Genomic DNA, 13,888 nt, shown 5'->3' on the forward strand with positions numbered 1-13,888 from the left:
GCCACCCCGGCCGCCTCCTCAAGCGGCCCCACTACGGGCACCCCTGAGGGGGTGTCAAGGGTATTGACGGACGAATGGTTGGACGAAACGCCGCAGATCCAGCGTGCTTATCCCGGAGGTCTCAACTCGGGAAAGATGGTTGTGAAAACCTGCTTTCGATCTTGCTCAGGCGAAGGGAAGTGGACTATACCTGTCGGCGTCCAGCCAGTCGTTTCCAGCACACGACGGCCCGACGCCTGCACGACCCGGCTGCAAATGACCGCGGTGGCGGGGCCCTTCGCCTGTGGCGAGCGAGTACGGGCGACCGGTACACCGCCTGAGTCCTGAATGAAGGCGAGGACTTGAGCATGGGATCCACCTCCGCACACACCAATGAGGGCCTTGGCCGTCGCGATCTGATCAAGCGTTCTGCCGCTATCGGTCTGATCTCCGTACCGACGATGGGCTTCCTCTCCGCCTGTGCGAGCAGCGACAGCGGTGGCAACGGAAAGGTCGAGAAGGGCACGAAGTCCGAAAAGAACCCCCTGGGGGTGAACGAGTCGGCCCCGCTCGATTTCGTCCTCTTCGACGGTGGATTCGGACAGCAGTACGCCAAGGACGCGGTGAAGGTCTACGAGACCAATTACCCCAAGGCCAAGGTCAAGTTCACCCCCACCCAGAAGATCACCACCACGCTGCAGCCGCGCTTCAACGGCGGCAACCCGCCGGACCTCATCGACAACTCGGGCGCCGAGCAGATGGACATGGGCGTGCTGGTCGGCCAGAAGCAGCTCGCGGACCTCACCCCGCTGCTGGACGCGCCGTCCATCGACAACCCCGCCAAGAAGGTCCGCGACACCCTGCGGCCCGGCATCGTCGAGATGGGCCAGTTCGACGGCGACCCGGTGTGGATCATGTACTACGCCTACACGGTCTACGGCGTCTGGTACTCGCAGAAGCTGCTCGACTCCCTCGACGCGAAGTACCCCGAGACCTGGGACGAGATGCTGGCCGTCTGCGAGAAGGCCAAGAAGAAGGGCATCGCGGGCTGGACGTATGCCGGCAAGCACCCGTACTACGTCCCCTTCTCGCTCTACCCGATGATCGGCAAGGTCGGCGGCCGCGAGGTCCTCGACGCCATCGACAACCTGGAGCCGAAGGCCTGGGAGCACCCCGCGGTCAAGACCTGCTTCGAGGCGTACTACGAGCTGGTCCAGAAGGGCTACATCCTCAAGGGCACCCCCGGTCTCGACCACATCCAGTCGCAGACCGCCTGGACCGAGGGCAAGGCGCTGTTCATCCCGAACGGCTCCTGGGTGGAGAACGAGGCCGCGAAGACCATGCCGGCCGACTTCGACCTGGCCGTCTCCGCCCCGACCGGCATCGACTCCTCCGACAAGCTGCCCTTCGGCACCATCTGGGCCTCCGGCGGCGAGCCCTTCATCGTCCCGGCCAAGGCGGCGAACGCCGAGGGCGGCATGGAGCAGCTGCGCATCATGCTCAGCGAGGCCTCCTCGAAGAACTTCACCAAGTCCGTGAAGTCCCTGACCGCCTTCAACGGCGGCACCGACGGCATCGAGCTGACCCCGGGCCTGAAGTCCGGCGTCGCCGCCCTGGAGAAGGCCGGCCAGAACGTCGTCAACCCGCGGCTCCAGGACTGGTACGTGGCCCTTCAGAAGGAGAAGATCGGCGTCGCGGGCATCGGCGAGATGATGGCCGGCCGCGCGACCCCGGCCGAGACGATCAAGAAGATCCAGAAGTACGCCGACGAGGCGGCCAAGGACTCCTCGATCAAGCACTACAAGCACCAGTGAGCAGTGCCGGGGCCCCTTCCCGCCGACCGGGAGCGGGCCCCGGCCCTTGGCGCGCGGCAGCAGCGGCGCGCCCGGCGCGGGAAAGATCGGGGTCGGTAGGAATGCAACACGGCAAGTACCGTTTCATCGTGGGGTTCCTGGCGGCCCCGCTCGCGCTCTACGCGCTCTTCGTCATCTGGCCGTTCGTCCAGTCCATCTACTACTCGTTCACGGACTGGACCGGGCTGAGCCCCGAATTCGGGATGGTCGGATTCGACAACTACAGCAGAATGCTCGACGACGAGGTCTTCTGGAAGTCGTTGCAGCACAGTCTGACCTTCGCGGTGGTGCTCCCGCTGGTCACCGTCGGACTCGCCCTCTTCTTCGCCTTCATGCTCAATGTCGGCGGTCGGCGCCGTAAGGGCGCGGCCATCGCGGGTGTGCGCGGATCCTCTTTTTACAAGATTGTCTATTTCTTCCCGCAGGTGCTGTCGATCGCGATCGTGGCGCTGCTCTTCCAGTTCGCGTACAACCCGAACAGTGGAGCCATCAATTCCGTTTTGAAGGGCGTCGGTCTCGGCAGCGTCCAGCCGGACTGGCTCGGCGATCCCGACCTCGCCCTCATCTGCGTGATGGTGGTACTCGTCTGGTCCACCGTCGGATTCTTCGTCGTCCTCTTCTCGGCCGGCATGGCGTCCATTCCGCGGGACTTCTACGAGGCGGCCCTGCTCGACGGCGCGAACCGGTTCACCACGTTCTTCAAGATCACCCTGCCGCTGCTCTGGGACACCGTGCAGTCGGGCTGGATCTACATGGGCATCCTCGCGCTCGGCGCGGAGTCCTTCGCCGTCGTCCAGATCATGACCGTAGGCCCCAGCGGCGGCGGGCCCGACTACTCGACCATCGTCCTTCCGCTGTACGTGTACCAGAAGGCGTTCCGGGACGGTCAGGCCGCCTACGCAACGACCATCGGTGTCGCGCTCCTCCTCCTCACGCTCGCCTTCGCGGCCGTCGTGATGAAGCTGGGCCGGCGCGAGCGGCTGGAGTTCTGATGAAGACCACCGACACTGCCACCCCCGGCGTCGAGACCCCCGGCTCCCCGGGCGGCTCGGGCACCGAGGTCATCAAGACGGTGGCGCCGGCGCCCCGCAAGGCCTCGAAGAGCGAGGGCGCGACCCTCAACGTCTTCTCGCACGGCGTCCTGATCATCTGGGCGATCATGGTCGTCATGCCGCTGCTCTGGGCGGTCATGACCTCGTTCAAGACCGACAAGGCGATCTTCACCTCGCCGTGGGCGCTGCCCGACAAGCTGCACTTCGAGAACTGGTCGCGCGCCTGGACCGAGGCGCACATGAGCGACTACTTCCTGAACACGATCCTGGTGGTCGGCGGCTCGCTCCTCGGCACCCTGCTCTTCGGCTCGATGGCGGCCTACGTCCTGGCCCGCTTCGACTTCCCGGGCAACCGGTTCATCTACTTCCTCTTCATCGGAGGGATGAGCTTCCCGATCATCCTGGCCCTCGTGCCGCTGTTCTACGTCATGCAGAACATGGCGCTGCTCAACACGCTGCACGGCCTGATCCTGGTCTACATCGCGTACTCGCTGCCGTTCACGGTCTTCTTCCTGACCGCCTTCTTCCGCACCCTGCCGACCTCGGTGGCGGAAGCGGCCTTCGTGGACGGCGCCTCGCACACCCGGACCTTCTTCCAGGTGATGCTGCCGATGGCCAAGCCCGGCCTCATCAGCGTCGGCATCTTCAACTTCCTCGGCCAGTGGAACCAGTACCTGCTGCCGACCGTGCTCAACACCGAGCCGGAGCGGAAGGTGCTCTCGCAGGGCCTCGTGCAGCTCGCCGTCAGCCAGGGCTACAAGGGCGACTGGTCGGGTCTCTTCGCCGGTCTCGTGATGGCGATGCTCCCGGTGCTCGCCGCCTACATCATCTTCCAGCGGCAGGTGGTGGCCGGTCTGACGGCCGGCGCCGTGAAGTGACCCCCGGGGCCGGGAGACGGCCCCCGCACCGCCCGAAGGGCCCCCGGCGCACCGCGCCGGGGGCCCTTCCCATGGCCCGGCACCGCGGGGGTGACAGCGCCGGGAACCGCCCGTGGACACCGTGTGACACACACCCTCCGCCTCTCAAGGTCTTGACGGGGACCAAGCCGAAAGCGTCCCCTTAGAGTTCACATGTTGGAGAAAACGGTGGGAGTGAGTGAGTCGATGGAGACTCCGGGTTCGCAGACGTCTCTGCACAGGGCCAATCTCGAACGGGTCGTCCGGGCGGTGCGCATGGCCGGCTCGCTCACCCAGGCGGAGATCGCCCGGGCGACGGGCCTGTCCGCCGCCACGGTCTCCAACATCGTCCGGGAGCTGAAGGACGGCGGCACCGTCGACGTCACGCCCACCTCGGCGGGCGGCCGCCGGGCCCGCAGCGTCTCGCTCTCCGGTGACGCCGGGATCGTGATCGGCGTCGACTTCGGCCACACCCACCTCAGGGTGGCCGTCGGCAACCTCGCCCACCAGGTGCTGGCCGAGGAGGCGGAGCCGCTCGACGTGGACGCCTCCGCCGCCGAGGGCTTCGACCGCGCCGAACAGCTGGTCAAGCGGCTGATCCTGGCCACCGGCATCGGCCCCGACAAGGTGATCGGCGTCGGACTCGGCGTCCCGGGCCCGATCGACGTCTCCTCCGGCACCCTCGGGTCGACCTCGATCCTGCCGGGCTGGAGCGGGATCAACCCCGCCGAGGAGCTCTCCGGCCGGCTCGGCGTCCCGGTGCACGTCGACAACGACGCCAACCTCGGCGCGCTCGGCGAGCTGGTCTGGGGGAGCGGCCGGGGCGTCAAGGACCTGGCGTACATCAAGGTGGCGAGCGGTGTCGGCGCCGGTCTCGTCATCGACGGGCGGGTCTACCGGGGCCCCGGTGGCACCGCGGGGGAGATCGGGCACATCACGCTCGACGAGTCGGGCCCGGTCTGCCGCTGCGGCAACCGCGGCTGCCTGGAGACCTTCACCGCCGCCCGGTACGTGCTGCCGCTGCTCCAGCCGAGCCACGGCCCCGATCTGACCATGGAGCGGGTCGTCCAGCTGGCCCGGGAGGGCGACCCGGGCTGCCGCCGGGTGATCGCCGACGTCGGCCGGCACATCGGCAGCGGCATCGCCAACCTCTGCAATCTCCTGAACCCGAGCCGGGTGGTGCTCGGCGGCGACCTCGCCGAGGCCGGGGAGCTGGTCCTCGCGCCCATCAGGGACTCCGTCTCGCGGTACGCGATCCCCAGCGCCGCCCGGCAGCTCTCGCTGGCCCAGGGGGCCCTGGGAGGCCGCGCCGAGGTGCTCGGCGCGCTGGCCCTCGTACTCAGCGAAATGGGCGATTCGACGCTTTTCCAGGGGTCTGAGAGTGCCCTGCCGGCGGCGGCTCCGGCCTCACGCCTTGCGTTCACTTAGATAACGAACACCACCGTTGTCATCTCGTTAAGGATTTACTTCTTGACGTCGGTGTTACGGCCGAGTTGACTTCGTGCCACCTCGGCCGCAACGTCGCGGCCTCGTCAGGGAGGCAACCCACATGAACGCAGTGACGCGTCGTGCCGTCATAGCAACGGCCGCGGTCTCGATGGCTCTCACGCTCGGCGCCTGCGGCAAGGCAGGCGGCGACGACAGCGGGGACAAGGGCAGCTCGACCAAGATCGGTCTGCTCCTGCCCGAGAACAAGACCTCGCGCTACGAGTCCCTGGACAAGCCGCAGTTCGAGAAGGCCGTCAAGGCCGCCTGCGCCGACTGCGAGGTCGTGTACAACAACGCGGTCTCCGACGTCGTCAAGCAGAAGCAGCAGTTCGACCAGCTGATCGCCGACGGCATCAAGGTCATCGCGCTCGACCCGGTCGACGCCACCAAGGCCGAGGGCTGGATCACGGAGGCCAAGGCCAAGGGCGTCAAGGTCGTCGCGTACGACCGCGCCGTCAAGGGCGCCGACGCCTACGTCAGCCACGACAACAACAAGGTCGGCGAGCTCCAGGGCCAGGCCCTCCTCGCCGCGCTCGGCCCGAAGGCCGCCACCGCCAACGTCGTGATGATCAACGGCGACGAGAAGGACCCGAACGCCGGTCTGTTCAAGAAGGGCGCCCACACCGCCCTCGACGGCAAGGTCGGCAAGATCGCCTACGAGGCCTCCGGCGAGTGGGACCCGAAGGTCGCCGGCGAGAAGATGTCCGCCGCGATCTCCTCGGTCGGCAAGGACAAGATCGGCGCGGTCTACTCGGCCAACGACGGCATGGCCGGCGGTGTCATCACCTCGCTGGAGAACGCCGGCATCAAGGACATCCCGGTCGGTGGCCAGGACGCCGAGGTCGCGGGCATCCAGCGGATCATCGCCGGTTCGCAGACCTTCACCATCTACAAGTCGCCGCTCCAGCTGGCCCCCGAGGCCGCCAAGTTCGCGGTGAACCTGCTCAAGGGCAAGGAGCTCGCCGCGCAGGGCACGACCGACGGCGTGCCGTCGACGCTCTTCCCGCCGGTCGTGGTCGACAAGACCAACATCCAGACCACGGTGATCAAGGACGGCATCTACAAGGCCGCCGACCTGTGCACCTCGGACCTGGCCGCCAAGTGCACCGCCCTGGGCATCAAGTAGCCCCCTGAGCACCGCCCGCCGGGCCCGCCGAGGGCCCGGCACCACGGATCCCGCCACCGCCCCGCGTACAGAGGGTGAAGCCTCCGTCAGGAGGTGAACCCCACCCCGTACGCCCGCCGGCGGACCCGCCCGGATCCGTCCCCCTGCCCGTCCGGCCCCCGGCCGACCCAGACCCCGCTGTCGGTCCGGGGGCCGGACGAGCTCAGCCCCCCCTCGAAACTTCGGCGCTGCACCGGCGGCGCGACATGCCGCCGCCCGCGGGCGGCGAAGGAGTTGGTTCACGTGTCCCAGACGCCCGTGCTGGCGTTGCGCGGGATCTTCAAGCGGTTCGGAGCGGTTCAGGTCCTCTCCGGTGTCGATCTCGAAGTCCACGCAGGAGAGGTCGTCGCGCTCGTCGGCGACAACGGAGCGGGAAAGTCCACGCTGGTCAAGACGATCGCCGGTGTGCACCCCATCGACGAGGGCGTCATCGAGTGGGAGGGCGAGCGGGTCGAGATCCAGCGCCCGCACGACTCCCAGAACCTCGGTGTCGCGACCGTCTACCAGGACCTCGCGCTCTGCGACAACCTGGACGTGGTCGCCAACCTGTTCCTCGGCCGCGAGATCAAGAAGGGCGGCGTCCTCGACGAGGTCGCCATGGAGAAGCGGGCCAAGGACCTGCTCTCCACCCTCTCCATCCGCATCCCCAGCGTCCGCATCCCCGTCGCCGCCCTCTCCGGCGGCCAGCGGCAGGTCGTCGCCATCGCGCGCGCCCTGGTCGGCGACCCCAAGATCGTGATCCTGGACGAGCCCACCGCCGCCCTCGGCGTCGAGCAGACCGCCCAGGTCCTCGACCTGGTCGAGCGGCTGCGCGAGCAGGGCCTCGGCGTCATCCTCATCAGCCACAACATGGCCGACGTGAAGGCCGTGGCCGACACCGTGGCCGTGCTGCGGCTGGGCCGCAACAACGGCACCTTCCCGGTCGCCACCACCACGCACGAAGAGATCATCGCCGCGATCACCGGTGCCACGGACAACGCCGTGACCCGCCGCCAGGCCCGCAACGCGGAGGTAGCGAAGTGAGCAACACCCCTCCCACCGCGAGCGAAGAGGCCGCGGTGCCCGACCCCCGTACCTCCGACGAGCAGGCCCCGGTGACCGAGGTCCCGGCCGCCGGCGCGATCCCGGCCGTCGACCCCCGTCTCCTCGTGCGCCAGCAGGGCTTCAAGGGGTACGTCGAGGAGTTCAAGCGCAAGATCCGCTCCGGTGAGATCGGCTCGCTGCCCGTCGTGGTCGGCCTCATCGTCATCGGCATCGTGTTCCAGGCCCTCACCGGCAACTTCATCACCTCGTACAACCTCGACCAGATCACGCTGTACGCGGTCGGCCCCGGCATCATGGCCGTCGGCATCGTCTTCGTGCTGCTGCTCGGCGAGATCGACCTCGCCGTCGGCTCCGTCGCGGGCCTCGCCGGATCGGTCTGGGGCGTCCTCGGCACCGACATGCCGGACTCCCTCGCGATCCTCCTCGGCATCCTGTCCGGCACCCTGCTCGGCGCCTTCCACGGCCTGGTCTTCGCCAAGATCGGCGTGCCCGCCTTCGTCGTCACCCTGGCCGGCTTCCTCGGCTGGGCCGGACTGCAGACCTGGGTGATGGGGGACAAGTCCACCATCCCGACCCCGATCGGCAGCTTCGTCGGCGACCTCACGAAGTACTACTTCTCCGACGTCGCCGCCGCCTACGGCCTCGCCGTGGTCGTCGTCGCCGCCTTCTACCTCGCCCAGCTGCGCGACTCCCGCCGCCGCAAGGCCGCCGAGCTGCCGCACCGCCCGCAGAGCGAGATCATCCTGCGCACCGCCGTCCTCGCGGTCCTGGTCCTCATCGCCGCCTACGGCTTCAACCAGGAGCAGGGCCTGCCGCTCTCCCTGGTGATCTTCCTGGTGATCCTGCTCGTCACCGACTTCGTGCTCCGCCGCACCACCTACGGCCGCCAGGTCTTCGCCGTCGGCGGTGGCATCGAGGCCGCCCGCCGGGCCGGCATCAACGTGTCGTGGATCCGGATCTCGGTCTTCATGATCTCCGGCACGATGGGCGCGATCGGCGGTCTCTTCCTCGCCTCCGCGACCGGCGGCGCCGACCGCTCCCTCGGCGGCGGCAACCAGCTGATGATGTGCATCGCCGCCGCCGTCATCGGCGGTACGTCCCTGTTCGGCGGACGCGGCAAGGTCTGGTCGGCGCTCCTCGGCATCCTGGTCATCCAGTCGATCGTCCAGGGCCTCAACCAGATGAACCTGTCCTCCAACGCGATCCAGTACATGATCACCGGAGCGGTCCTGCTCATCGCCGTGATCATCGACTCGGTCTCCCGCAAGACGCAGAAGACGGCCGGACGCGCCTAGGGACCCGTCCCCGCGCGCGTAACGCTCGCCACACCGCCCGGCGCCGCTGAAACCGGCGCCGGGCACTGCTGCGTCCGGAGCAGTGCACCGACCCTCGTCAAGCCGTGCGGACCGGCTTCGGGGGCCGTACAGATCAGCGGCTTGTAGGTCGTGGGGGTGACGCGTCTTCCCCCGGCCCGATGCCCACGATCCAAGACGGAACATTAGACTCGACAAATCGGCAAGCTCGACCAGCTCAAACGCAAGGAGGCACGGGTGGCTCTGCTGACCCGTATCAGGGGACCGCGAGATCTGGACCGGCTCTCCCCGGAACAGCTGGACCAGCTGGCCGACGAGATCAGGACGTTCCTCGTGGACGCCGTCTCCAAGACCGGCGGGCACCTCGGGCCCAACCTCGGCGTGGTCGAGCTGACCATCGCCCTGCACCGCGTGTTCGACTCCCCGAAGGACAAGGTCCTCTGGGACACCGGCCACCAGAGCTACGTCCACAAGCTGCTCACGGGCCGCCAGGACTTCTCCAAGCTCAAGATGAAGGGCGGCCTCTCCGGCTACCCCTCGCAGGCCGAGTCCGAGCACGACGTCATCGAGAACTCGCACGCCTCCACGGTCCTCGGCTGGGCCGACGGACTCGCCAAGGCGAACGAGGTCCTCAAGAAGGACGACCACGTCGTCGCCGTCATCGGCGACGGGGCCCTCACCGGCGGCATGGCCTGGGAGGCGCTGAACAACATCGCCGCCGCCAAGGACCGCCCGCTCGTCATCGTCGTCAACGACAACGAGCGCTCCTACGCCCCGACCATCGGCGGCCTCGCCAACCACCTGGCGACCCTGCGCACCACCGACGGCTACGAGCGCTTCCTCGCCCGCGGCAAGGACATCCTGGAGCGCACCCCCGTCGTCGGGAAGCCGCTCTACGAGACCCTGCACGGCGCCAAGAAGGGCCTCAAGGACTTCATCGCCCCCCAGGGCATGTTCGAGGACCTCGGCCTCAAGTACGTCGGCCCCATCGACGGCCACGACATCGAGGCCCTGGAGTCCGCCCTGACGCGCGCCAAGCGCTTCGGCGGCCCCGTCATCGTCCACTGCCTCACCGAGAAGGGCCGCGGCTACCAGCCGGCCCTCCAGGACGAGGCCGACCGCTTCCACGCCGTCGGCAAGATCCACCCCGACACCGGCCTGCCCATCGCCTCCTCCGGCGCCGACTGGACCGGCGTCTTCGCCGAGGAGATGGTCGCCCTCGGCAAGGAGCGCGCGGACATCGTCGCCATCACGGCGGCCATGCTCCAGCCCGTCGGCCTCGACAAGTTCGCCAAGGCCTTCCCCGACCGGGTCTTCGACGTGGGCATCGCCGAACAGCACGCCGCGGTCTCCGCCGCCGGCCTGGCCACCGGCGGCCTGCACCCGGTCTTCGCGGTCTACGCGACCTTCCTCAACCGCGCCTTCGACCAGGTCCTGATGGACGTGGCCCTGCACAAGTGCGGCGTCACCTTCGTCCTGGACCGGGCCGGTGTCACCGGCACCGACGGCGCCTCCCACAACGGCATGTGGGACATGTCGATCCTCCAGGTCGTGCCCGGCCTGCGGCTCGCCGCCCCGCGCGACGCCGACCAGGTCCGCGCCCAGCTGCGCGAGGCCGTCGAGGTCACCGACGCCCCCACCGTGGTCCGCTTCTCCAAGGGCGCCGTCGGCCCCGCCGTACCGGCCCTGCGCCGCGTCGGCGGCATGGACGTGCTCCGCGAGCCGGGCACCGACACGCCCGACGTCCTCCTGGTCTCGGTGGGCGCGCTCGCGCCGATGTGCCTGGAGATCGCCGACCTGCTCGACCGGCAGGGCATCTCCACGACCGTCGTCGACCCCCGCTGGGTCAAGCCGGTCGACGAGGCCCTCGCGCCGCTCGCCGAGCGGCACCGGGTCGTCGTCACCGTCGAGGACAACAGCCGCGTCGGCGGCGTCGGCTCGGCCGTCGCCCAGGCGCTCCGCGACGCGGGCGTCGACGTACCGCTGCGTGACTTCGGCATCCCGCCGCGCTTCCTCGACCACGCCTCCCGCGGCGAGGTCCTGGCCGAGATCGGTCTGACCGCCCCCGACATCGCCCGCCAGGTCACCGGCCTGGTCTCGCGACTCGACAACCTCCCCCGAGCTCTCGGCTCCGCTCGGGCAGGGGGGACCCCCCCCGAGAACAGCGCGCGGGCCGTGGAGCCCGCCCGCGACTGACGGGTCACGTCACCCCGCGTCACCTCAGGGGCCGATCGGTTCACTCTTCGGAGTGCCGATCGGCCCTTTCGCGTGCATCCTGACCACAGAGCGGGCAGCCCCATGGCAGGGAGGTACGACGAGTGAGTACGGACCAGCAGCCACGCGCCAACAACGGCGTCTTCCGGACGAAGACGGTCGAGCAGTCGATCCGGGACACGGAGGAGCCGGAGCACGCCCTCCGGAAGTCCCTGTCCGCCTGGGACCTGACGGTGTTCGGCGTCGGCGTCATCATCGGCACCGGCATCTTCGTCCTCACGGGCAAGGTCGCCAAGGAGAACGCCGGCCCGGCCACGGCCCTCGCCTTCGTCGCCGCCGGCATCGTGTGCGCCCTCGCCGCCCTGTGCTACGCCGAGTTCGCCTCCACGGTGCCGGTCGCCGGATCGGCGTACACCTTCGCGTACGCCTCGATCGGCGAACTGCCCGCCTGGATCATCGGCTGGGACCTCGTCCTGGAGTTCGCCCTGGGTACGGCGGTGGTCGCCGTCGGCTGGTCGGGGTACGTCCGCTCGCTCATGGACAACATCGACTGGCATCTGCCGGCGTCGCTCCAAGGGCCCGACGTGGCGGGCGGCACCTTCGACATCCTCGCCTTCGTCCTCGTCCTGGTGCTGACCGTCGTCCTCGTCCTCGGCATGAAGCTGTCCGCCCGGATCACCGCGCTCGTCGTGGCGATCAAGGTCACCGTCGTCATGATCGTGATCGTCGCCGGCCTGTTCTTCATCGTCGGCGACAACTACAAGCCCTTCATCCCGCCGGCCGTCACCCCCGAGGGCGGCGGCTCCAACTGGGACTCCCCGCTCGTCCAGCTGATCTTCGGGTACGAGCCGACCAACTTCGGCGTCATGGGCATCTTCACCGCCGCCTCCGTCGTCTTCTTCGCCTTCATCGGCTTCGACGTGGTGGCCACCGCCGCCGAGGAGACCAAGCTGCCGCAGCGGGACATGCCCCGGGGCATCCTCGGCTCCCTCCTCATCTGCACCGTCCTCTACGTGGCCGTCGCCCTCGTCGTCACCGGCATGCAGCACTACACCGAGCTGTCCGTCAGCGCCCCGCTCGCCGACGCGTTCAAAGCCGCCGGCCACCCGTTCTACGCCGGCGTGATCAGCTTCGGCGCCGCCGTCGGCCTCACCACGGTCTGTCTGATCCTGCTCCTCGGCCAGACCCGGGTGTTCTTCGCGATGAGCCGCGACGGCCTGCTGCCGCGCTTCTTCTCCAAGACCCACCCGCGCTTCCGCACCCCGTACCGCCCCACCATCCTGCTCGGCGTGATCATCGCGATCGTCGCGGGCTTCACCAGCATCAACGAGCTCGCGACCCTGGTGAACATCGGCACCCTCTTCGCCTTCGTCGTCGTCGCGGTCGGCGTCATGGTGCTCCGCCGCACCCGCCCCGACCTGCCCCGCGCCTTCCGCACCCCCTGGGTGCCGGTGCTGCCGATCCTCTCCATCGCGGCCTCGGTCTGGCTGATGCTCAATCTGCCGGGCGAGACCTGGTTCCGGTTCGCCGTCTGGATGGTCATCGGCATCGTCGTGTACTTCCTGTACGGACGCGGTCACAGCCGGCTCGGCCGGGAAGGACAGGCGGCGAAGTACTGAGGGGGCGATTCCGCAAGATCCACCAGGCGCGGAGGGGAGCGTTCGGGAGGACGACTACAGTCGGTCCGTACCCGAACTCCCCCGACGACCGGAGTGCTGGATCCCCCCATGGCGAATCGATCCCAGGCCCCCACCGACAGCTCCCACGGCCCCTCCACCGCCCCGCTGCTCCAGGGGGCCTGGCTCACCAGAGGAGTGGAGGGACGGTTCAGCGCCTACCTGCCACGGGACGGGGAGGTGGTGCGCTGGACGGAGCAGCCGGACGGTTCCTGGAGCGGGCCGGTCTCCCTCGGGGGCCCGGGGCCCGCGGGCCGGCTCACCCCGTTCCTCGCCGTCGGCCAGGGCGCCGACCGCTACGTGCACCTCGTGGGGGTGCGGCCGGCCGGTACGGGGGAGGGCCACGTCGAGCTGGTCCACTCCGTCCAGTTCCAGACCGGGCGTCCCGCCCTGGAATGGCGTTCGATCGGACACTCCAACGCCACGTCGCGGTGGACCGGCAACCCCGCGGTCGCCGTGGACGCCCAGGGACGCGCGTACGTCTTCATGCGCAACGGCGGCGGCGGGCTGAGCGCGCGGGCGCAGAAGGACACCGGCGGCTGGCACCCCTGGTGGGACCTGAAGGGCTCCAGGACCGACCCCTCGCCGGTCGCCGTCACCAACGGCTCCGGCTTCGTCGAGCTGTACACCGCTCACGAGAAGGGCCTGGTGCGGTACGTCCAGAGCGAGTCCGGCGGCAGACCGGTCCGCGAGGACGTGGTGCCGGCCTCGGTGACCATGGGCAGCCTGGCGGCCACGACCGGCCCCTCCGGGCACGTCACCCTCTTCTACCTCGACCAGGAGGGCCAGGTGGGCGCCTGGTCGCCGGACCGCTCCCTGGAGCCGACCGTCCTCGGCAAGGCCGTCGGCACCGGGCGGCTCGACGCCACCCGCTGTCTCGTCGACGGCGCCGAGTCCACGGTCCTCGCCCAGCGGTCCGCCGACGGCCGGCTCGCCCTCGCCGTCCTCCCGAGCGAGCGGGAGACGGAGGGCGTCCATTGGGCGGAGACCGGTGAGCGGCACGCCGAGCTCACCGCCGTCCTCTCCAGCGACCTCGACGGGCGTCTGGTGGCGATGGCCCGGACCGGCGGAGGCCGGGTCCTCACCGCCCGCCAGCGGGCCGGCGCGGAAGGTCTGCGGTTGGATGGCTGGCGCCCCATAGGGTGACCCGCCCCGCACGGGAACGGCCCCGGCACCTGGGGAAGGTGCCGGGGCCGTACGCGTACGCC

The 13,888-nt window shown here is 69.3% G+C and carries 10 protein-coding genes; all 10 read left to right on the forward strand.

The genetic code is table 11. The features are described 5' to 3' along the window. Positions 1 to 347 precede the first annotated feature (347 nt). The 10 genes from ngcE to DEJ43_RS29220 all read left to right on the forward strand — a co-directional run bounded on the left by ngcE (position 348) and on the right by DEJ43_RS29220 (position 13,826). Positions 348 to 1,793, forward strand: a complete 1,446-nt coding sequence (ngcE, locus tag DEJ43_RS29175) for an N-acetylglucosamine/diacetylchitobiose ABC transporter substrate-binding protein (protein WP_015036995.1) — start codon at positions 348 to 350, stop codon at positions 1,791 to 1,793. A gap of 101 nt (positions 1,794 to 1,894) precedes the next feature. Further along, positions 1,895 to 2,824, forward strand: coding sequence for a carbohydrate ABC transporter permease (locus tag DEJ43_RS29180; protein WP_015036996.1), 930 nt, complete (start codon positions 1,895 to 1,897; stop codon positions 2,822 to 2,824). Next, positions 2,824 to 3,762, forward strand: coding sequence for a carbohydrate ABC transporter permease (locus DEJ43_RS29185; RefSeq protein WP_015036997.1), 939 nt, complete (start codon positions 2,824 to 2,826; stop codon positions 3,760 to 3,762). Before DEJ43_RS29180 ends, DEJ43_RS29185 begins: the two co-directional genes overlap by 1 nt. Positions 3,763 to 3,987: 225 nt before the next feature. Further along, entirely contained in the window at positions 3,988 to 5,208 is a 1,221-nt protein-coding gene (locus DEJ43_RS29190; RefSeq protein WP_015036998.1) for an ROK family transcriptional regulator, read from the forward strand. Between the two features lie 121 nt (positions 5,209 to 5,329). Beyond that, positions 5,330 to 6,394, forward strand: coding sequence for a sugar ABC transporter substrate-binding protein (locus tag DEJ43_RS29195; RefSeq protein WP_015036999.1), 1,065 nt, complete (start codon positions 5,330 to 5,332; stop codon positions 6,392 to 6,394). A 273-nt stretch (positions 6,395 to 6,667) separates the two neighbouring features. After that, positions 6,668 to 7,456, forward strand: a complete 789-nt coding sequence (locus tag DEJ43_RS29200; RefSeq protein ID WP_015037000.1) for an ATP-binding cassette domain-containing protein — start codon at positions 6,668 to 6,670, stop codon at positions 7,454 to 7,456. Next, on the forward strand, positions 7,453 to 8,772 hold the full coding sequence (locus DEJ43_RS29205; protein ID WP_015037001.1) for a sugar ABC transporter permease: 1,320 nt from the start codon (positions 7,453 to 7,455) through the stop codon (positions 8,770 to 8,772). The genes DEJ43_RS29200 and DEJ43_RS29205 overlap by 4 nt, the downstream gene beginning before the upstream one ends. Before the next feature lie 255 nt (positions 8,773 to 9,027). Then, positions 9,028 to 10,986 (forward strand): 1-deoxy-D-xylulose-5-phosphate synthase, encoded by a 1,959-nt coding sequence (gene dxs / locus DEJ43_RS29210; protein WP_015037002.1) that lies wholly within the window; start codon positions 9,028 to 9,030, stop codon positions 10,984 to 10,986. Between the two features lie 122 nt (positions 10,987 to 11,108). Beyond that, positions 11,109 to 12,623 carry an amino acid permease gene (locus tag DEJ43_RS29215; protein ID WP_015037003.1) on the forward strand — a complete coding sequence of 505 codons (1,515 nt, stop codon included), beginning with the start codon at positions 11,109 to 11,111 and terminating at the stop codon, positions 12,621 to 12,623. A gap of 108 nt (positions 12,624 to 12,731) precedes the next feature. Next, a complete protein-coding gene (locus tag DEJ43_RS29220) occupies positions 12,732 to 13,826 on the forward strand; it encodes a PLL family lectin (protein WP_015037004.1) in 1,095 nt (364 codons plus the stop codon). Positions 13,827 to 13,888 lie beyond the last annotated feature (62 nt).

This window comes from Streptomyces venezuelae ATCC 10712 (genome assembly GCF_008639165.1).
Taxonomy (GTDB): Bacteria; Actinomycetota; Actinomycetes; order Streptomycetales; family Streptomycetaceae; genus Streptomyces; species Streptomyces venezuelae.